The sequence below is a fragment of the Mucilaginibacter sp. 3215 genome (assembly GCF_050433785.1).
GTDB lineage: Bacteria > Bacteroidota > Bacteroidia > Sphingobacteriales > Sphingobacteriaceae > Mucilaginibacter.
On sequence record NZ_JBNPWO010000014.1, the window covers coordinates 26,673 to 48,017 of the forward strand.

18 protein-coding genes are annotated in these 21,345 nt (G+C 43.0%); 10 read left to right on the forward strand and 8 right to left on the reverse strand.

Features of this window, described 5'->3' with window-relative positions:
* Positions 1-223: 223 nt before the first annotated feature.
* On the forward strand, positions 224-1,906 hold the full coding sequence (pafA, locus tag ABIC84_RS20005; RefSeq protein WP_429264685.1) for an alkaline phosphatase PafA: 1,683 nt from the start codon (positions 224-226) through the stop codon (positions 1,904-1,906).
* Between the two features lie 110 nt (positions 1,907-2,016).
* Entirely contained in the window at positions 2,017-2,643 is a 627-nt protein-coding gene (locus tag ABIC84_RS20010) for a thiamine phosphate synthase (protein WP_429264686.1), read from the forward strand.
* Between the two features lie 8 nt (positions 2,644-2,651).
* Here ABIC84_RS20010 and ABIC84_RS20015 read toward each other — a convergent pair whose 3' ends face one another.
* Positions 2,652-3,065, reverse strand: a complete 414-nt coding sequence (locus ABIC84_RS20015) for a hypothetical protein (RefSeq protein WP_429264687.1) — start codon at positions 3,063-3,065, stop codon at positions 2,652-2,654.
* Between the two features lie 154 nt (positions 3,066-3,219).
* Here ABIC84_RS20015 and ABIC84_RS20020 point away from each other — a divergent pair, with 154 nt between their 5' ends.
* The 6 genes from ABIC84_RS20020 to ABIC84_RS20045 all read left to right on the forward strand — a co-directional run bounded on the left by ABIC84_RS20020 (position 3,220) and on the right by ABIC84_RS20045 (position 9,466).
* Positions 3,220-3,792 carry a thiamine diphosphokinase gene (locus ABIC84_RS20020; RefSeq protein ID WP_429264688.1) on the forward strand — a complete coding sequence of 191 codons (573 nt, stop codon included), beginning with the start codon at positions 3,220-3,222 and terminating at the stop codon, positions 3,790-3,792.
* Positions 3,793-3,942: 150 nt separating this feature from the next.
* On the forward strand, positions 3,943-5,061 hold the full coding sequence (locus ABIC84_RS20025; RefSeq protein ID WP_429264689.1) for a DUF6515 family protein: 1,119 nt from the start codon (positions 3,943-3,945) through the stop codon (positions 5,059-5,061).
* 146 nt (positions 5,062-5,207) lie between these two features.
* Positions 5,208-5,552 carry a four-helix bundle copper-binding protein gene (locus ABIC84_RS20030; protein WP_429264690.1) on the forward strand — a complete coding sequence of 115 codons (345 nt, stop codon included), beginning with the start codon at positions 5,208-5,210 and terminating at the stop codon, positions 5,550-5,552.
* A 248-nt stretch (positions 5,553-5,800) separates the two neighbouring features.
* Entirely contained in the window at positions 5,801-7,081 is a 1,281-nt protein-coding gene (locus ABIC84_RS20035) for a replication-associated recombination protein A (RefSeq protein WP_429264691.1), read from the forward strand.
* A gap of 188 nt (positions 7,082-7,269) precedes the next feature.
* Complete coding sequence (locus tag ABIC84_RS20040; protein ID WP_429264692.1) at positions 7,270-8,745, forward strand: DUF5687 family protein; 1,476 nt, start codon at positions 7,270-7,272, stop codon at positions 8,743-8,745.
* A gap of 4 nt (positions 8,746-8,749) precedes the next feature.
* A complete protein-coding gene (locus tag ABIC84_RS20045; RefSeq protein WP_429264693.1) occupies positions 8,750-9,466 on the forward strand; it encodes an ABC transporter ATP-binding protein in 717 nt (238 codons plus the stop codon).
* A 115-nt stretch (positions 9,467-9,581) separates the two neighbouring features.
* Here ABIC84_RS20045 and ABIC84_RS20050 read toward each other — a convergent pair whose 3' ends face one another.
* Together ABIC84_RS20050 and ABIC84_RS20055 are read right to left on the reverse strand one after the other, a co-directional pair.
* The gene (locus ABIC84_RS20050; RefSeq protein WP_429264694.1) at positions 9,582-10,823 is read right to left on the reverse strand and encodes a peroxiredoxin family protein; all 1,242 of its coding nucleotides are present in this window, start codon (positions 10,821-10,823) and stop codon (positions 9,582-9,584) included.
* 59 nt (positions 10,824-10,882) lie between these two features.
* Positions 10,883-12,022 (reverse strand): acyl-CoA dehydrogenase, encoded by a 1,140-nt coding sequence (locus ABIC84_RS20055; protein WP_429264695.1) that lies wholly within the window; start codon positions 12,020-12,022, stop codon positions 10,883-10,885.
* Positions 12,023-12,429: 407 nt separating this feature from the next.
* Between ABIC84_RS20055 and ABIC84_RS20060 the strand changes: the two genes are divergently transcribed.
* Positions 12,430-12,669 carry a helix-turn-helix domain-containing protein gene (locus ABIC84_RS20060; RefSeq protein WP_090530481.1) on the forward strand — a complete coding sequence of 80 codons (240 nt, stop codon included), beginning with the start codon at positions 12,430-12,432 and terminating at the stop codon, positions 12,667-12,669.
* Between the two features lie 88 nt (positions 12,670-12,757).
* On the forward strand, positions 12,758-14,812 hold the full coding sequence (locus tag ABIC84_RS20065) for a M13 family metallopeptidase (RefSeq protein ID WP_429264696.1): 2,055 nt from the start codon (positions 12,758-12,760) through the stop codon (positions 14,810-14,812).
* Positions 14,813-15,036: 224 nt separating this feature from the next.
* Here ABIC84_RS20065 and ABIC84_RS20070 read toward each other — a convergent pair whose 3' ends face one another.
* The 5 genes from ABIC84_RS20070 to ABIC84_RS20090 form a co-directional block, all read right to left on the reverse strand.
* The gene (locus ABIC84_RS20070) at positions 15,037-16,662 is read right to left on the reverse strand and encodes an NADP-dependent glyceraldehyde-3-phosphate dehydrogenase (RefSeq protein WP_429264697.1); all 1,626 of its coding nucleotides are present in this window, start codon (positions 16,660-16,662) and stop codon (positions 15,037-15,039) included.
* Between the two features lie 177 nt (positions 16,663-16,839).
* Positions 16,840-17,631 carry a mechanosensitive ion channel family protein gene (locus ABIC84_RS20075; RefSeq protein WP_426584040.1) on the reverse strand — a complete coding sequence of 264 codons (792 nt, stop codon included), beginning with the start codon at positions 17,629-17,631 and terminating at the stop codon, positions 16,840-16,842.
* A gap of 367 nt (positions 17,632-17,998) precedes the next feature.
* Positions 17,999-19,630 (reverse strand): chaperonin GroEL, encoded by a 1,632-nt coding sequence (gene groL / locus ABIC84_RS20080; RefSeq protein WP_426584042.1) that lies wholly within the window; start codon positions 19,628-19,630, stop codon positions 17,999-18,001.
* Between the two features lie 149 nt (positions 19,631-19,779).
* On the reverse strand, positions 19,780-20,055 hold the full coding sequence (groES, locus tag ABIC84_RS20085) for a co-chaperone GroES (RefSeq protein ID WP_090530466.1): 276 nt from the start codon (positions 20,053-20,055) through the stop codon (positions 19,780-19,782).
* A gap of 413 nt (positions 20,056-20,468) precedes the next feature.
* On the reverse strand, positions 20,469-21,230 hold the full coding sequence (locus ABIC84_RS20090) for a PLDc N-terminal domain-containing protein (RefSeq protein WP_429264698.1): 762 nt from the start codon (positions 21,228-21,230) through the stop codon (positions 20,469-20,471).
* Positions 21,231-21,345: the final 115 nt, after the last annotated feature.

Sequence of the window (21,345 nt, forward strand, 5' to 3'; positions counted from 1 at the left end):
TTATAGGTTTAAAGATTGGTTTGCTAAACTTACAAAGTTTTGGGCATTTTGTAAACACGGCCCCACCCAAACCCTCCCCGGAAGGGAGGGCTTTGAAGTCTCCCCGGCCGGGAAAGATTTAGAGGGGGCTACTTTGTAACAATCCCCTATAATTAACAAAAGCATCACATTGCATTTTAAATGCTTTGCTGATATTTGGCGAAATCAAAAATCTTTTTTCGCGATGAAGTTTAAACATCTGCTGCTTATTTCCCTCTCCTTCGCTACCGTTTCGGTATCGGCACAAAAAAAGAAAACTACGACAGCACCCGCTGCGTCTGCATCAATTCCTCGCCCAAAATTAGTTGTGGGTTTAGTGGTTGACCAAATGCGCTGGGATTACCTGTACCGCTATTATGACCGTTACCAAACCGGTGGTTTTAAGCGCATGCTTAATGAAGGCTTCACCTGCGAGAATACCAATATCGATTATATCCCAACGGTAACGGCTGCCGGCCATACCTGTATCTATACAGGTTCGATCCCCGCTATTCACGGTATAGTGGGTAATGATTTTATTATCCAGGCTACGGGCAAATCCATGTACTGTACGGACGACAGCACTGTTGTAGCTGTTGGCAGCACTTCAAAAGCAGGGCAAATGTCGCCCCGCAACTTGCTGGTTAGCACAGTTACTGATGAGTTGAGACTGGCTACAAACTTTCGTTCAAAAGTTATCGGTATAGCATTGAAAGACCGCGGCGGCATCCTGCCTGCGGGGCACTCAGCCAACGCTGCCTACTGGTTTGATGATGCCAGTGGTAACTGGATTACCAGTACTTATTATATGAATGACCTGCCTGCCTGGGTTAAAACTTTTAACAATCAAAAGATTGCTGAAAAATACCTAAAGCAGGACTGGAACCCGTTATATCCTATTAATACGTATGTACAAAGCGCACCCGATAACAGCGATCGTTATGAAGGTAAATTTGCCGGTGCCGCTACACCAACCTTACCGGTCAAAACATCCGAACTTTATAAGGGCCATATTGGCATGATCCGTTCTACTCCGTTCGGCAACACCATGACGCTCGACCTGGCTAAAGCTGCTATTGAGGGCGAAAAATTGGGTAAAAATACCGTAACCGACTTTTTAGCCGTGAGCCTTTCATCAACAGATTATGTTGGTCACCAGTTTGGCCCTAACTCGGTTGAGGTTGAAGATACTTATTTAAGGCTTGACCAGGACCTGGCCGCGTTTTTCAATTATTTAGATGCAACTGTAGGTAAAGGCAATTATTCGGTTTTCCTGAGTGCCGACCATGGCGCTGCCCACAACCCTAACTTTTTGAAAGACCATAACATCCCGGCAGGTGTTTGGGATGAGGGAAAAGCTGCAAAAGAAATGAACACGATGATCAGCGATAAATACAAAGTGGATAACCTGATCATTAGTATGGATAATTATCAGGTTAATTTTAATAACGCGGCCCTTGCAAAAGCAGGCGTTAGCGAAGAGGCGCTAAAGTTAGATTGCATCGCATACCTGAAGAAACAACCAGGCATTGCCTATGCAATCGATCTGCAAAAAGTACAGACAGCTAATATCCCTGACGATTTGCGCAGCATGATCATTAACGGTTACAATGCCGAACACAGCGGTGTTATCCAGATCATCCTGAAACCGGCATGGTATACCGGTCATGGCACTAATGATCGCGGCCCAACCGGTACCACCCACGGTACATGGAACCCTTATGATTCGCATATCCCATTGGTATTTATGGGCTGGGGCATTAAGCATGGTAGTTTGACCCGCCAAACACATATGACAGATATTTCGGCTACTGTAGCATCGCTACTGCATATCCAGGCCCCTGATGGCTGTGTAGGTAAAACTATCAGCGAAGCACTGAAAAACTAAGTCTGAAGTCAGGTAAGTCCGAAAGTTTACAATACAAAACTTTCGGACTTTTCGGTTAATAATTAAAAACTTTCCGACTTTCGGGTTTGACCTAATTCGGACTTAATAAAATGAAAAAATACATTTCTAAATTTCATTATATTACACATGACCTGCCGGATTTTAGCCACGTACAACAGGTGCAGATGGCTTGCGGCGCGGGTGCAAACTGGATACAATACCGTTGTCTTACCAAGCCCGAAGATGAGCTGATTGATGAAATAAACGAGATAGCCGAAATTTGTGACGACTGGGGCGCAACCCTCATCATTGCCAACCATTATGACCTGATTGAACGGGTTGATGCGCAGGGTGTGCATATAGATAATAGTGATGTCGATCCGGCCATTATCCGCAAGATTATCGGCCCGGATAAAACTCTTGGTGTATCAGCCGGAGGTGCTGATGAATTATTGAAATTACAAGACACCGGAGTGGTTGATTATTGCACTTACGGGCCTTTTGCATCCGCATTAAATGATGTGTCCAGCGTACATAAGGTGCTTGGTTTTAATGGGTATCGTGAACTGGAGAAACTGGGCATCAATATCCCGGTGATAGCAGCAGGCGGCATCCAACCGGATGATGTTGAGCCCTTGCTTCAAACGGGAATCTATGGTATTGCGATATCATCAGCCATGGACCTTATTGCTGATCCTGCTGAAAGGGTTAAGGAGTTTTACAGAAAGATGTATTGATTCAGATCCTATCGGTATTTGATCTGCCAATCGACCCTTTTTAATTCATCAAGCGTATAATCGAGTCTTTTTAAATACTTTTTATTTCCAAGCAAATAACTCATATCGGCACCTCCCTTTTGATATTTATTTAAGCTATCGATGTCAAAAAAATAAACGTACAGAGTTTTGGTTTTCCCTTTATTAATATACTCAAGCCAGGCATTTTTTCCCGACTTTGTTATAAAAGAGGTTTCATTAGGCGCTATCACATGCGATTGATAATATGGGATGCCATTTTTTGTTCGCACAGTTGTATCGTTAATTATCTCCACAGCAACGTGAACCGACGATTTATTAATAACAGATAAACGCCGGTCGTAATAATCCATGATGCAGCCTGTAAATAATAAAGGCACTGACAATAAAATTTTTGTTTTCATGATAAGGTTTATTTATCATTAATACCCCGCAAATAAAAAGGTGACCTTTTTATATTATTCTACCGTCATAAAATATTGATTTGGTTTCAGCAATCAATAAAAACCTCATCTTTATATTTTCATTTAATATTCATCTGTTCCATCTACATTAGCAATGTCATCACATCATATTGTTCGCGAAAAACAGGAGCCTGCTTTACTGGTTTTAAGCATGGATACTTTTGATGAGGAAATGCTGGGGCAGTTGCTGGAGTGGAGCCCGACCGTGATCTGCTCTACCGGTACCGCCGAAAAGCTGGATGCATCAGGGATTAAAATCGACTGGATAATAAGTGATGGTGATTCGGGTGATTTACAGTCGGACGTGAAGGTGATGCCTTCGGGAGGCGACAATGCGGCAGGCGCAGCTTTAAAATACCTGGTAACGCATAATTACCCGGCGGTCAATGTAATTACCGATGTGCTGGACCTGAAAGATTTTTTGTTTTATGCCGATAAAATAAACCTGGTGATTTTTAGGGAGCGGCAAAAGATCTACCCGGTTAATTCGGGCTTCAGTAAGTGGAAACCCGCAGGTGAGTTCATTGAAGTACTTTCGCATCCGTCGGGCTTACAAATAAGCGGGCTTGAAACTACAGGCAATAACAGGTATAAAACCACCCATGATGGTTTTTTTACCCTGCAGTTTGAGCAACCTTTTTTGTTTATTGCCGAGGATATAGCGTAGCGAAAACAATAACCGGTACGTATGGATGGTATTGGTTCGCTTTTTGAGTGAAAAATAATTAAAAACGCGTTAAACCGTTTAAACATTTAATAGTCTATATATTTATATCAGCAAAAAATACCATGCTGATCTGTTAAAAAATCTTTCATCATGAAAAGGACATATAAAAATCTATTAACAATTGCATTAGGGGGCTTATTGAGCTTATCCTTGGCATTCAATGCTGATGCACAACGTGGCGGCGGTTCTCGCGGCGGCGGTGGCGGAGGAGGCGGTGGTTCAAGACCGTCAGGCGGTGGTGGCGGAGGCGGTAGTTTTTCCCGTCCTTCTGGTGGTAGTTTTTCCCGCCCCTCAACTTCATTTAATGGTAGCACACGTACCTCAATAGCAGCGCCGCAGCGTAGCTACGGCACCGATTCGCGCAGCAGCTATGGCACTCCTCAACAACGCAGTTATGGTGGTCGTGATTACGCAGTAAGGCCAAATGGCACATCTGTAGCACCCCAGCGTAGCTATGGTAGCGCCGGTCGTACCGTATACAATGGTAACCGCAGCTATACTACTGTAGACAGGCGCGTTTATAACGGCGGTCGCGGTACTTATTACAGAGGCGGTTCATACGCATACGGTGGTCGCAGGGTTTATCCTGGTACTTACCATTACGGTGGCCGCGGGGGGTATTTTGGCAATCACTACTATTATCCATACCGTAACTACTATAATTCATTCTATTATCCGCGGTTAGGTTTTAGCATAGGTTTCTTACCATATGGTTACTATCCTTTCTGGTGGGGCGATTACCAATATTTTTACAGCGATGGTTTGTACTATCGTCAATACAATGACCAGTATACCGTTGTTGAACCGCCAATAGGGGCCGAGATTAAAACCCTGCCTTCAGGTGCTGAATCTATCATGATCAATGGCGAACAGTACTACGAGTTAAATGGTGTTTACTACCAGCCATACACCAAAGATGACGGCTCAACTGTTTACGTGATTGCAGGTAAAGATGGCCAATTAACTACCGACCAGGGCAACGGCGATGGCAGCAGTGTTGATCAGGGCCCGCAAATTGGTGACATTGTAACTCAATTGCCACCGGATTGCCGCAAGATCAAGATCAATGGTGAAAAGCTGTTTGTATCTCCTGATGGTTATTACTACCAGGAAACTCAGGATGACGGCAATAAAGCTTACAAAATTGTAGGCACCCCATCTGATGATCCTGAAAATAACGACAGTGATCAAAACCCGAACCAACAGTAATTAATAAAAATTCAATATATATTATAAAGGCTGTTTCCGTAATTGGAGACAGCCTTTTTGTTTGTATAATATAGCATTTCAAATTAATGCAAACCTTTTTTAACTGCAGCGGGTAGTATATTAAGTAAAACTTAAAATTTACCATTATGCAAAATCATGATCACCGCGCTATAATTCAAAAATTATTGGATTGCGCTTTAGCTTGCGAACATTGTGCTACTGCATGCCTGCACGAAGAGGATGTTAAAATGATGGCCAACTGCATTAGTCTTGACCGGGACTGCGCTGACATATGTGCCCAGGGGGCCCGCTTATTGCAAAGAGATTCGGTTATTGCCCACCAATACCTGGTTTTATGCGAGGAGATCTGCCGTCTTTGCGCTGCGGAGTGCGGTAAACATCAGCACGATCATTGCCAGGAATGTGCCAAAGCCTGTATTGATTGCGCAGAAGCCTGCCACGCACATCATGAACCCATTACACAGGATTGAGGTAATTACATTTAGCTCCTGTTTGAGAATAGTCGTCAAAAAGCGGGAGGGTCGTGCGATTCCCCTCTCGAGAGGGGGGAGGGGTGTGTTTCTGCTTTTGATAAGTCTACCGCAGAAACACACCCCTGCCACCGCTCCTTCTTCCCCGCCCCCTCTCAAGAGGGGATGTTGAAAACCCTGCGTAAGCACAAACACTATTTTACTAATTTTTTTAGGATTTAGCGTTTTCTTTTCTGAATTTTACTTTTATGAACAACCTCCCGCCATTAGCCGAACGTATGCGTCCCAAATCGCTTGATGATTATGTTGGGCAAAAACATCTTGTTGGGCCGGGAGCAGTGCTGCGTAAAGCTATCGAGTCGGGTTCATTGCCGTCGATGATATTTTGGGGACCGCCGGGAGTGGGTAAAACTACTTTGGCTTATATTATTTCGCAGTCATTGTTTCGTCCGTTTTTTGCTTTGAGTGCTATTAATTCGGGCGTGAAAGATGTAAGGGAGGTTATAGAAAAGGCATCACTGTTAAAAAAACAGGGCGAGGTGCTGCCGATATTGTTTATTGATGAAATTCATCGTTTTTCCAAATCGCAACAAGATTCATTGTTAGGCGCTGTAGAGCGGGGCATTGTTACGTTGATAGGCGCTACTACCGAAAACCCATCTTTCGAAGTGATCTCGGCTTTGCTGTCGCGTTGCCAGGTGTATATTTTACAATCGCTGTCTGAGACTGATCTCATCGACCTCCTGAACAAGGCGATGAAAGAGGATGTGGTTTTGCAGGGTAAAAACATCACCATCAAAGATCATGAGGCTTTGCTGCGCCTTTCGGGAGGCGATGCCCGGAAGCTGCTCAATATTTTCGAGTTGCTGGTAAACGCTTTTGACACGCCTGATATAGTACTGACCGATGAAGTTGTGCTGGAGCACGTACAGCAAAACATGGCACTATATGATAAAACCGGCGAGCAGCACTATGATATCATTTCGGCCTTTATCAAATCCATGCGGGGCTCTGATCCTAACGGTGCTGTTTACTGGCTGGCGCGCATGATAGTTGGCGGCGAAGACCCGCTTTTCATAGCCCGGCGCATGCTGATCCTGGCATCCGAAGATATTGGCAACGCCAACCCAAACGCATTACTACTTGCGCAAAGTTGCTTTGAGGCTGTAAATAAAATAGGCATGCCCGAATCGCAACTGATATTATCGCAGACGGCTATTTACCTGGCAACATCGCCCAAAAGTAATTCGGCCACTACGGCTATTGGTGCGGCCATAGCATTGGTGCGTCAAACCGGCGATTTACCGGTGCCGCTGCACCTACGTAACGCCCCAACCAAATTCATGAAAAATATAGGCTACGGTAAGGATTACAAATATGCCCACAGCTATGAGGGTAATTTTACCGATCTTGATTTTCTGCCTGATGCTATCCGCGGAACAAAAATTTACGACCCCGGTAACAATGCGCGTGAAAACGAATCAAAAGAAAAGTTAAGAAAACTTTGGGGCGACAGGTATAAATACTAACTTAAGTTTCGCTTTATAGAGCCTGTTAATTAATATCATATAATGATTTGACCAATATTAATTAATTTATAGCTTTAGGCTTTGCGTATCGTGTCTGTGGCTTTTATATAAAACAAATTATAGCTTTGGGCTTTATGCATTTTGCTTTTATATAAAACCTATACCTTAACTCTTAACTGTCTATACTTATGATCACTACCTTTCTCGGGCACGAACTTAAAGCTTTCTGGCGGTCAAAAAACACAGGTAAAAGTATTGCTATCCGTGTGGTAATGGCCTTACTTATCCTTTATCTTTTTGGATGTATCTTGCTTGCCGGTTTGTTTTTGAATGAAATTTTGGGGCAGGTTTTTCCGCATGATGACATAGTGGTTTCTTTTTGCGGTATCATCCTGCTTTATTTTTTGTTTGACCTCATGATGCGCATGCAATTGCAGGAACTGCCTACGTTAAGAGTGCAACCATATCTTCATTTACCTATAAAAAGGAATACGGTGGTCGGCTATCTGGCCTTTACGGCCATGCTTTCGGTTTTTAACCTGTGGCCCATTATACTTTTTGTACCTTTTATTTTAAAAGTGATCCTTACCGATTCGGGTGCTTTGCCTGCGCTCGCTTTTATATTGGCTATTATCGGCTTCATGCTTTTCAATAATTACATGGCCTTGTTTATTAAACGCAAGGCCAATCTTAACGGCTGGGTCTTCCTGGTTTTCGCAGCGGCTCTCATCCTTATTATTACCGGCGATTTCAGGTTTCATCTGTATTCGGTGCGTAATATTTCCTATCTGTATTTCGGCTATTTGCTCAGTAAACCGGTATTGGTATTATTGCCTGTTGTGCTTGCTGCAACCATGTATTACATCAATTTTGCCTACTTAAAACAAAACCTGTACCTCGAAGAGCTGAGTTCGCGCAAGGCATCGGCTTATAAAAGCAGTACGGAGTTTCCGCTGTTAAACAGGTTTGGTAAGGTTGGCGACCTTGCCGCAAACGAGCTGAAACTGATCTTCCGTAATAAGCGGCCACGATCGGCATTGGTTATGGGGTTGTTCTTTATGTTTTACGGGCTCATATTTTATACCAACAGCCATTACGGACAAACCTGGTACATTTTTGTGGGCATGTTTATGACGGGGATTTTTATTATCAGTTATGGGCAGTTCATGTATAGCTGGCAAGGCGCTCATTTTGATGGCCTGTTGGTAAGCAAGATCAATTTCCGCGATTTTTTAAAGGCAAAATACCTGCTGTTTACCATGGTATCAACCGTGGCTTTTATATTGACTACGCCTTATGCTTATTTTGGCTGGCGCATTGTTTTGGTACATTTTGTAATGTACCTGTGGAACATCGGCATCAACACAACCATTGTGCTGTTTTTTGCTAACCGCAATGCCAAACGGATAGATCTGTCAAAAGGCGCGTCGTTTAATTGGGAAGGGGTGGGGGCAACGCAAATGCTTATTTCGTTTCCCTTGATGATCACGCCGTATATTATTTATCTTCCGTTCTCACTGTTCAAACACGCGGACGTCGGCCTGGCCATGCTGGCCGGTACCGGGATCATATTTATTTTAACCCGTGATTTTTGGGTTAAAAAACTGGAGGAGGATTTTATACAGAAACGTTATACCGTTGCCGAAGGCTTCAGAAATAAATAATTCTATGATTGAAGTAAGAAATTTAAAAAAGGTGTATAACGGGATTACCGTTGTAGATGTACCCGCCCTGCAAATTAACAAAGGCGAAAGCGTTGGCCTTGTAGGTAATAACGGCGCAGGTAAAACCACGCTGTTCCGGATGGTGCTCGACCTCATTCGTGCCGAAAGTGGCGAGATTTTATCCAACGGTGAAATTGTAGCCGGTCATGAAAAATGGAAAGATTATACGGCAGCCTATCTCGACGAAGGTTTCCTGATAGATTACCTTACACCTGAAGAGTATTTTTATTTTATAGGAGGGCTGCATAGTCATAACCGCACGTATGTTGACGAGGTGTTAGTTGGCCTGACCGATTTTTTTAATGGCGAGATCCTGAAGAAAGGGAAGTACATCCGCGACCTGTCAAAAGGCAACCAATGCAAAGTTGGTGTAGCAGCCTGCCTGTTGCAGGAACCTCAATTGCTGATGCTGGACGAGCCGTTTGCCAATATCGACCCAAGCACCCAGTTTAGGCTTAAAAATCTGCTGAAAGACCTGAACAGGAATAAAGGTGTAACTACCATAGTATCCAGCCATGATCTTAACCACATTACCGATGTATGCGACCGGATCCTGCTGATGGAAAAAGGCGTGATCATTAAAGATATTGCAACCAGCTCATCAACGTTAAATGAGTTGGAAGCGTATTTTGGCGTTGAGGTCGCCCCTCCTGCCCATTAAAAGGGTGACTACCTTCAAGCCCCTTTTTAAGCATAAAAAAAAGCATTGCCGACAGCAATGCTTTTTTTGTTTAAAATCTTCTTTTGAAAAGCGTGCGTGCATACAAGCACTTCCTTTAGGGGGCTGGAGGAGCTTGTATTAGATCATCAGTCAGCTTCTCAAACTCGTTGATAAACTCAGTATAATGCTCCCCCGTTCCCGGACCACTAAAACCAGTATGGATTTTTTGTACGTCGCCGTTTTTATCGATAATAATGGTGGTAGGGAAACCAACCACTTTGGATAACATAGGCAGGCTTTGAGCGGTTTGTTTTTTATCGCTGGTATAGCCGGTCACTAACAATGGGTAAGATACTTTAAACCTGTCTTTTACTTGCTGTAGCGCTTTCTTTGATTTTTCAAAATCGGTGGTGCGTTCATAAGCCAGGCCAATTACCTCAACACCTTTATCGTGATATTTGTTATAGTAGTTGACCATATAAGCAGTTTCGTCCATGCAGTTAGGGCACCATGAGCCCAATATCTGTACAATTACCACTTTGTTTCTGAACCTGGCATCATCAAGCGAGATAGTTTTGCCATCAAGGTCCTTAAAGCTGAAAGCTATTTTTTTATACCCCGGTTTTAATGAAGTGAGTGAATATGCATCTGGAAGTTTGGCGTTTTCATCCTTTACAGCGGTCCAGGATTGAACCGCCGAATATCCGGCGTAAAATTTACCGTCGGTAATGGCTTTATCATTGCCGATAGTAGCAGTAAAAGTATAGGCATGACTGCCGTCGAAAGTAGAGAGGTAAAGTTTATTGCCACTTACCGAGCCTTCTAAATAACGGTAATCGCCGGTGGTGGTTAAGAAAGTACCTGTAAGTTTATTACCGTCCTGCTTAAACTCGCCAACGGTGGTATCGCGGCCTTCGCCCTCACCAAACACTGCCGACCAACGGCCTCCGATATTAAATGCCGGTTGTTCAGTATTCTTAAAAAAGCGCCATGAAGTATTAGGCCTGGCGCTGAACGGAACAAGGAGATCATTATCCGCCAGGTGCCTTACCCAGTTGCCGTTAAGGCTATCTCCGTTAAGTTTCAGCTTAAATTCTGAATTGAACAGCGGCATATGGATAAAAACAGAATCGCCTTTGGTGGCAACATCTGTTACCTTGAAATGCTCGGCACCGTTAATGATAGCTAATTGTTGTTTGCTGCCGCTATTGTTGACCTCGAAATTAAAAGGGATTTCGGTGCCTGATTTAGTTTTAAGCGCACCGCGCCACACACCTGTTTTTAGTTTGGTTTGAGCAAAGCCGGTTTGCAGAAATAGTAATCCGCAAATACCGGCTATAATATTTTTGAAAGTCATACTTAAATATATATAGTCTACTTAATCTATATACTTTCAAAGGTATAAAAACAGCGCCGTTATTTCAACAATCCGCGCGAAATGACAATTCTTTGAATTTCAGATGTTCCTTCATAGATCTGGGTTATTTTGGCATCCCGCATCAGGCGTTCAACGTGATATTCTTTCACATAACCATACCCGCCATGGATCTGTACCGCTTCGGTGGTGGTACGCATAGCTACTTCAGATGCATACAGTTTAGCCATTGATGATGCCTGGGCATAGGGTTTTCCATGATCTTTAAACCATGCTGCTTTAAGGCACATCAAACGGGCTGCCTCAATTTCAGTAGCCATATCGGCCAGCTTAAATTGGATAGCCTGATGGTCGGCAAGCGATTTACCAAAAGTTTTGCGCTCCTTAGCATATTGCTTGGCCAGTTCATAAGCGCCGGATGCAATACCCAAAGCCTGCGACGCAATACCTATACGGCCGCCATCCAGTACGTTCATGGCAAACTTAAACCCAAAACCGTCTTCGCCAATGCGGTTCTCTTTAGGCACTTTAACGTCGGCAAACATCAGCGAGTGGGTATCCGACCCGCGTATGCCCATCTTGTTCTCTTTAGGACCAACAGTAAAGCCCGGCATTCCTTTTTCAACAATAAAAGCGTTGATACCATGGTGTTTTTTTTCGGCATCGGTTTGTGCAATTACGATATAGGTAGATGCGCTGCCTCCGCTGGTGATCCAGTTCTTAGTACCATTAAGCAGGTAATGATCGCCCATATCAATGGCTGTAGTGCTTTGTGATGTAGCATCAGAGCCGGCTTCCGGCTCCGAAAGGCAGAAAGCGCCGATGCATTCGCCTTTGGCCAGCGGTACCAGATATTTTTGCTTCTGTTCTTCGCTGCCATATTTCTCCAATCCATAGCATACCAGCGAATTATTCACTGAAACAATTACTGATGTGGATGCGTCAATCTTTGAAAGTTCCTCCATCACCAGCACATATGATATGGCATCCATGCCAGCGCCGCCATATTGCGGAGATACCATCATGCCCAGGAAACCCAGTTCACCAAGTTTCTTAACCTGGGCAGCAGGGAATTTTTGCTGTTCGTCGCGTTCAATAACACCTGGCTTCAATTCTGTTTGCGCAAAATCACGCGCAGCCTGGCGAATCATTTTTTGTTCTTCGGTCAGTTCAAAATACATGGTATAATTAAAAGCATAAATATATAAAAATTACTATGCATGCATAGTAATTTTTATATACAAAAAAAGAGAGCTTTTTTTGAAGCTCCCTTTCCCCTAATTAATTTAAACTATTGATTAAACCCAAAACAAAGAACAAAAAATCTCAACTTGGGCGTCTGAGAATTCAATTTAATTTTTCACAGGTAGATGTTACTAAATCTTTTATTTTTTCACAGATGATACAGGGCGAATATCTATATACAAATCCTTTGCCATAATTATAAAATTGTGGCATTAATATTTCATGTTTAAACGTTAGTTGCTCATTTTTATAAAAGAATAATATCTGTATATAAAATGTAATGGTGTTATTTTATATTTAGCTTGCACAAAAAATACAATGTATCATATTAGCCGATCCAGTCATGCTTTTAACTGATTTTGAATACCTTAACGACACTAATAGCGCATTTAAACGCAAAGTTGCCTTACAGATTAAAACTTTACGCAAGCAAAATCAGGTTACCCAGGAGAAGTTTTTTAACGAAACGCACATAAATATTGCCCGGCTCGAATCTGGTATTATTGATATCAGGTTGGAAACACTTCGTAAAATTTGTTATTATTTTAACGTTTCCTTAGCAGGTTTTTTCCAGGAGATATAATAAATTATCATATTTTAAAAAATAAGCTGTCCTAAATTCTATTTTACCATACAGTTGTTGTATTTTAATTCATACACACACCTAAAAAATGAACAGAAAAACCCAATCCTTATCCATAGTTGCCGCCGCGCTTGGCACCTTACTTAGTGCCTGTAGCCAAACCGACAAAACAAAAGCTTACGAAGCCGGCGACCCAGTGATCCATAATATGGATACCACCGTAAAACCGGGCGATGACTTCTTTAAATATGCCAACGGAACCTGGCTTCGCAAAAATCCTATTCCGGCGGCGTACGCTGCCTGGGGCATCGGCAATGTTGTGCAGGAAGAGTTGCGCGACAAGATGAAAAAGATCAACGAGGATGCGCTTAAAGCTAATGCCCCAAAGGGCAACAACACCCAAAAAATAGGTGATTTTTATTTCAGCGGGATGGACACCGTTAACATCGAAAAACAGGGGCTTGCACCACTGAAAGATGAACTGGATAAAATTGAGAGGATAACAGATATCAAAAGCCTGGTTGAGGAGTTCGCACACTTACAAAGGATTGGCGTTACACAGCCTATCGGCGCTTATGTTGGGCAGGATGCTAAGAACAGTGCAAAGATGGCTTTGGGTTTATACCAAGCGGGCATTGGTATGCCTAACCGCGATTACTACTTTAATAAAGATGCGCATAGCGTAGCCATCCGTACCGACTATCAAAATAATTACCTGCCCGTCATATTTAAACTGGCAGGCCTGCCTGCTGATAGGGCCGCTGCGGCCGCTGAGAAAACTTATTCGCTGGAAACTTTCCTGGCTGATAGCAGCCGGAAACTGGAGGACCTGCGCGATCCTTATCATAACTATAACAAAATGCCACTTGCCGCGCTGAGCAAGCTGGCCCCGGATATTGACTGGAAACCCACCTTTGAAAAGATGGACTACAAAAATGCGGATACCGTAATTGTAGGACAGCCTGAATATTACAGGGCGCTTAATAAAGCACTAAAAACTTTTACTATAGATGACTGGAAGAATTACCTGCGCAAGAGCTTGGTCACTGCTTTTGGGCCATACCTGAGCAAACCGTTTGATCACGAGGTGTTTCGGTTTTATGATAAGGTGATTTATGGCAGTACGGCCCAACTTCCACGCTGGAAAAGGGTGTTGGATACTGAAAACGGTTTGATGGGCGAGGTATTAGGACAAATCTTCGTAAAAGAATATTTCCCCGAGAAAACAAAAGAGCGCTATGTGAAACTGGTTGAAGAAATGCGCGCCAGCTTTAAAGAGCATATTGAAAAGCTGGATTGGATGAGCCCCGAAACCAAGGAGAAAGCTTACTACAAATTATCAAAAGTTGTCCCTAAAGTTGGTTACCCGGATAAATGGAAGGATTTTTCAACTCTGGAAATTAACCGGGGCCCTTACGCCCTCAACGTATTACGGGCAAACGAGTGGTGGCATAATTTCAGCGCGGCTAAATTAGGCAAACCTGTCGACCGTACTGAATGGGACATCACGCCTCAAACCTATAATGCTTACTATAACCCATCAAACAACGAGATTGTATTGCCTGCCGGCATTTTTACCATTCCCGGCTACAAGGATGAGAATATTGATGATGCCGTCATTTACGGTTATGCTGCCGCTTCAACTATTGGCCATGAAATGACCCACGGTTTTGATGACCAGGGCAGGCAGTTTGATGCTGCCGGAAACCTTAAAGCCTGGTGGAAACCGCAGGATTCGGTAAAATTTAGTCAGCGTGCCAAAATGCTTATCGACCAGTTTAATGGTTACAGCATTTATGGTTTGCATGTAAATGGCAAAGCCACTCAGGGGGAAAATATTGCCGATCTCGGCGGAATAGTAATAGGTCTTGACGCGTTCAAAAAAACACAGCAATATAGAGAGGGTAAACTCATTAACGGGTTAACACCCTTACAGCGTTATTTTTTAGGATACTCATTAGGCTGGCTTACGCAAGACAGGAAAGAATCACTTTCGAGCCAGATCCTAACCAATGAACATGCGCCCGGTTTTATGCGTGTTAACGGGCCGTTTACCGATGTGCCTGAATTTTACGAAGCCTTTCATATTAAGAAAGGTGATAAAATGTGGATAGATCCGGATAAACGGGTGAAGATATGGTAGGGTAGCGCGGTAACGATGTGGTTGGCCGTTATATGGTCACCTTTTAGTGTGTTAAAAACAGACACGAAGCAAATCCAAATCATACAGGGCGACTGTAAATCGGGATTGCTTCGTGTCTTATAGTTGCAATGGTTGTAAGTTGTTAATTGTCAAGTATTAAGCATATTAACGCCCTTTTTTCAGGGTTGTCCTGCGGCTGCTCCTCATGACGTCCTAACGGTTCCCTACAATATAAACTTCGTGCTCAGGAAATTGGAATCATTGTCATTTACAATTTCATTGATGATGTTTTTGTTGGTTTCGGTCATTTTAGTGGTAACTAATGAGCGGATTGAGAACGACCTTAAGGCATCATGTACCGAAAGTGTACCCTCGGCGCTGTCCTTGCGCCCGGTGAACGGAAATACATCCGGACCGCGCTGGCACTGACTGTTAATGTTTACGCGGCTTACTAAATTCACAAAGGGATCGATCAGTGACGAAATTTCCTTCGCATCATTACTGAAAATGCTCACCTGCATACCATGTGGCGAATCTATCTGGTAAGTGATCGGCTCCTCAATATCTTCAAACGGAATTACTGGGATCACCGGTCCAAATTGCTCTTCGCGGTACAGTTTCATGTTTTCATTAACCGGGTAAACTATGGCCGGGAAAAAGAACGAAGCCGATGTTTCACCTCCGTTTTCGTTAATCACCTTTGCGCCGTTAGCTAAGGCGTCATTTACAATATCGGTAAGGTAAGCCGGTTTATGAGGTTCGGGGAGCGGGGTAAGTTTTACGTCCTTTTCCCAGGGCAGTCCGAATTTAAGTTTGGCAACAGCTTCGCTTAATAGCTTTAAAAACTCATCGGCAACGGCTTTATGTACAAATATCACTTTAATAGCAGTACAACGCTGGCCATTAAATGACAGCGAGCCTAAAATACACTCGCTCACAGCCTGCTGCAGGTCGGCATGTTTGGTGACTATGGCTGCGTTCTTGGCGTCCAGACTTAAAACAGCTCTTAAGCGATTAATTTTAGGGTGACGCTTTTTCAAATCATTTGCTACTTTGCTTGAGCCAATGAAAGCCAGCACATTCACCTTGCCCGATGACATCAGCCCTGGTGTTACCACTGCGCCCCTGCCATAAATGGTGTTCACCACTCCTTTAGGGAATGATTCCTGGAAGGCTTTTAGCAATGGATAATGCAGCAGTGTACCGTGTTTAGGCGGTTTAAATAAAATGGTGTTCCCCATGATCAGCGCGGGGATCAACGTAGTGAAAGTTTCGTTTAACGGGTAATTAAACGGCCCCATGCAAAGCACTACACCCAGGGGCGAGCGACGGATCTGGGCCACCAGCCCCTCGGCAATTTCAAAGCGTGACGACTGGCGGTCGATATCTTTTAACGCGTCGATGGTGGCATTGATGTATTCAATGGTACGGTCAAATTCTTTAGCCGAATCAGCGTACGATTTACCTATTTCCCACATCAGCAGTTTTACCACCAGGGTACGTTGTTCGCTCATTTTGTAAATAAAGCGCTCCATACATTTAATACGGTCGGCAATGCTCATGGTGGGCCATTCACCGCGGCCATTGTCATAGGCTTCAAGCGCGGCATCCAAGGCTTCAAAAGCTTCTTTTTCGGTGCAAACCGGGTACGTGCCTATCAGCTTCCGGGTAAAAGTACCGTCCTCTGCCCAAAAACCAACAGGTGAGTAAACTTCACTTACTTCGCCGTTCCATGGTTTCATTTCGCCACCGCTCAGGTATTCGCGCTGGTGTACTTCTTCAATCTGAAATTCGGGAGGAATATTATTTTCATCAATAAAAATTGAACTGAGCTGGGTTTTAAAACTCATATTTTTTCAAGGGTTTGATTTCCCTAAGATAAAAAAAGCCTGCTTTAACAAGCAAGCTTTATGTGTTATAATGTTTACTGATTTTTAATAGCCGAAGGCATTATTGATGATCCGCTCCACCTTCTTGAAAGAATTAGCGTTTTGAAGGGCCTTTGATTCCCGGTTTCCTGCTGCTTATCAAAATCCTGGTTTAGGGAAATTAACGCCACCCGCGGCAAGCTCTTTAAGCATTTGTTCCTGAAGGTTTATTTTAGCATTGAGGAAATTGGCCGGATCAACCCAAACATTAATGGTAAACCTTACGCTGTCACTATCCAGACTAATAACGCCCACCCGTGCGGCTGGGTCGTGCAGGATATCCTTATTGGCGTCTACCACAGCTGTCATGATGGTTTTGACCTTTTCCATATCGTTGTTATAGCCTACACGCATTTCAAAGTCAAGGCGGCGGCGGCCTTCGCGGGTTATGTTTACAATAACCTCGTTAAACAGTTTTCCGTTGGGGATAATGACAGTTTTGTTATCAGCAGTAATAAGTACGGTATAAAACATTTGTATAGATACCACGCGGCCGTCCTGACCCTGGGCAACAATACTGTCGTCTATTTCAAAAGGTTTTAACAACAGTATCAGTACGCCACCTGCAAAATTTTGAAAGGTACCCGATAGGGCCAAACCGGCCGCTACCGAAAATGCGCCGATGATGGTAGTGAATATACTCATCTCCAGCCCTATGATGTTCATTACCCAAATAATGAGTAAAACATATAAAGCTGTAATGGTTAGGCTTAAGAAAAATGGCTGCAGTGACGAATGGATGCCGCGTTTCATCATGCGCATGCGAAGTCTTGCACGTAAAAACTTAATAAACCATAAACCAATAAAAAATATGATTAGTCCACCTACATAATTGGGGCCGCGGGTAATAAGCCAATGGTGGAACTGTGTGTAAAATTCGTCCAGTTTCATAACTGGGCGCAAAGTTAATAATTATCTGTTAACTGTACAGAGATACGAAGAGCTCGGGGCCCTTAAACAACATCCAGTCAACCAGGGTGCTTTGTATCTGTTTTGTTTTTTGAGATAGACGTTTCATGACCTGCATTGTTCAAATCCTGTGCCTGATTAGTGCTGTATCAGATTTGTTATGCAACAATTACGTATTACTACACCCTGGGGGAGTGAAATTTAATTAATGATTGATTAATGACTGTTGCTTTACCTTAGGATGACTATAAAAGCCTCTTTTAAAGCATAAAACCCTGTATGCTTTTGCATACAGGGTTTTGAAAGTATATGAGTTTCTATACAAACCCCCTTAAGGGGCTTTGGGCTCTTACATCATGCCGCCCATGCCACCGCCACCCATTGGTGGGCCAGCTGGAGCATCTTCAGGATCATCAGCCAATACAACTTCAGTTGTTAATAACATTGCTGCAATTGAAGCTGCGTTTTCTAAAGCTACACGACCTACTTTAGTTGGGTCGATAACACCGGCAGAAATCAGGTTTTCGTATTTATCGGTACGTGCATTGTAACCAAAGTCGGCAGTGCCTTCTTTAACTTTTTGCACAACGATTGAACCTTCGATACCAGCGTTTTCGCAGATCTGACGTAGAGGCTCTTCGATAGCGCGACGGATGATCTGGATACCAGTGTTTTCGTCTTCGTTATCGCCTTTAAGGTCAGCTAAAGAGGCAACCGCACGGATGAAGGCAACACCACCACCAGCTACGATACCTTCTTCAACAGCGGCACGTGTAGCGTGTAAAGCATCGTCAACACGGTCTTTTTTCTCTTTCATTTCAACTTCGGTAGCAGCACCTACGTAAAGTACAGCAACACCGCCAGATAATTTGGCTAAGCGCTCTTGTAATTTTTCGCGGTCGTAATCAGAAGTTGTTGATTCAATTTGTGATTTGATCTGGCTTACGCGGCCTTTGATCTCTTCTGCAGAACCAGCACCATTGATGATAGTAGTATTATCTTTGTCGATAACGATTTTCTCAGCAGTACCTAAGTAGCTAAGATCAGCGTTTTCTAATTTGTAACCTCTTTCTTCAGAGATCAAAGTACCACCAGTAAGGATAGCGATATCCTCTAACATAGCTTTACGACGGTCGCCGAAACCTGGAGCTTTAACAGCAGCAACTTTCAGTGAACCACGGATTTTGTTAACTACTAAAGTAGCTAAAGCTTCACCGTCAAGATCTTCAGCAATGATCAATAATGGTTTGCCGGTTTGTACTTGTTTTTCAAGGATAGGAAGCAATTCCTTCATCGAAGAGATCTTCTTATCGTAGATCAGGATGTAAGGATTTTCCAGTTCAGCTTCCATTTTGTCAGCATTGGTTACGAAGTAAGGAGAAAGGTAACCACGGTCAAACTGCATACCTTCTACAGTTTTAACTTCAGTTTCAGTGCCTTTTGCTTCTTCAACAGTGATAACGCCGTCTTTACCAACTTTTTCCATTGCTTCAGCAATTAACGAACCGATAACCTCGTCGTTATTTGCAGAGATAGAAGCAACTTGTTTGATTTTGTTGTTGTCTTCACCAACAGTTTGTGACTGGGTTTTCAGGTTTTCAACAACTGCTGCAACCGCTTTATCGATACCGCGTTTCAAATCCATTGGGTTTGCACCGGCAGCCACGTTTTTAATACCTGCAGTTACAATAGCCTGAGCTAAAACAGTAGCAGTAGTAGTACCATCACCTGCAATATCGGCAGTTTTTGAAGCTACTTCTTTAACCATTTGAGCACCCATGTTTTCAAGGGCGTCTTTTAATTCAATTTCTTTAGCAACAGTAACACCGTCTTTAGTGATGGCTGGTGAGCCAAATTTTTTGTCGATGATTACGTTACGACCTTTAGGACCTAAGGTTACTTTTACTGCGTTAGCAAGGATATCAACACCGCGTTTCAGGGCGTCGCGTGCTTCAACATTGTATTTAACTTGTTTTGCCATGATGTTTTAATTATTTAATTATTGAATTAGCGAATGAGTGATTTGATTTCGCTTTCAATAATCTATTTTTTTAATTTCTTTGATTTTAAACCAGCGGTTTGAACAGGAATAAATTCACTAATTCAATAACTCACTAATTCACTAATTGGTTAAAGTACCGCGTATATGTCTGATTCACGCATAATTAAGTACTCTTTGCCTTCATAGGTAATTTCAGTACCTGCATATTTACCATATAAAACCTGGTCACCAACTTGTACGGTTAAAGGCTCATCAACTTTTCCCTGTCCAACTGCAACGATGGTTCCACGTTGAGGTTTTTCTTTGGCAGTATCAGGAATGAAGATACCTGAAGCGGTTTTCTCTTCGGCTGCTGCAGCTTCCACTACAACCCTATCGCCGATCGGTTTAATGTTTAATGACATAGTTATAACTGTTTATTTTTATTTAAGTTTTTCAGCCCGATATGCAACATCAATTATGCCAACCGGGTATTATGGCAAGTATTGACAGGCTAAACTGTTTTAATGTCAGCAAAAGGTTATTTGCGTTTTGCGGCTTAACAATTTTTTAACCCGATGGTGTCAGGTTGTCAGTATGACTTAGGGATGACGGTAGGGGGAAGGCTGCATTCATCTTACTTGTAATCAATAAACAAAAATACCACTCTTAATCGTTAGATTTCATTGCCGTTGACTTTAGTCAACGGGATAATGATGAAAAAACAAAGGGCTTTAGCCAAATGTCGCGAGAAGAGTTGCGCTAAAGCCCGATTATTTATTTCCTTTAATCGTTGACTAAAGTCAACGGCAATGAATAAAATATTTTCAATGGCCTATCATGCCGTTTTCCTCACAGCCGATAACTTCTTCAACTCATCCTTAGCCTTCGCAAACCATACCTTGTTGCTCTTGCGTTCAACAGGGCTTAGATGCGATTGCTCGTTGAGCATATCGGTGAAAATTTGCCAGGCATCGTCATCGCGGCTGGCACGGATAAGGAACATACCGTATTCATAGCGGGGCTCAAAATAGGAGTAACGCCCTTTCATCAGTTTAAATTCATTTTCGGCCAACTCTTCCTGGTAAGTAAGCTCAAGCGATTTGGCATACAGGATGTGCGCTTTTGAGCGGGCAAATTGTGGTAGCTTATACAGCTTTTTAGCAATCGGGATAACCTCATTATACTGGCCTTTTTCAAAGTAAGCCACAATGAGCTGCGCCATTACATGCTCGTTTTCGACAAAGGCGCCGGTGAGACTGTTTTTATATATTTCGAGTGCTTTATCGGTAAGGCCCGCCTCCAGGTAGGCATCTGCCAATTTTATACGGTTGGCAAATGTATCGGTAAACCTGACTTCATCTTCAAGACGTTTAATTTTGGCCCCGGGGTTGATTACCGCCTCAACATTTATTTTAGGTGCACGGATGCCGCGATTAGACAGGATCTCACTGTAGATATAATACAAACATCCGAATACAGGTATTACTATAAGGATCCAAAGCCATTTTTGCTGGGTACCGCGCCGCAGGCTATGAATGATGCAAAATGCCTCTAATGCCAATATAAGATAATAATAGTTGCCGCCGCCGAAGTACATGTCTGTTTATGATATAGGATTTGGTAATATTCAAAAATAACGAAAAAGCAGCTGTAAACAAGGGTGTTTATAGCCGTAAAATAATTTTTTGCTATTGTTTGAATATGCATTAAAC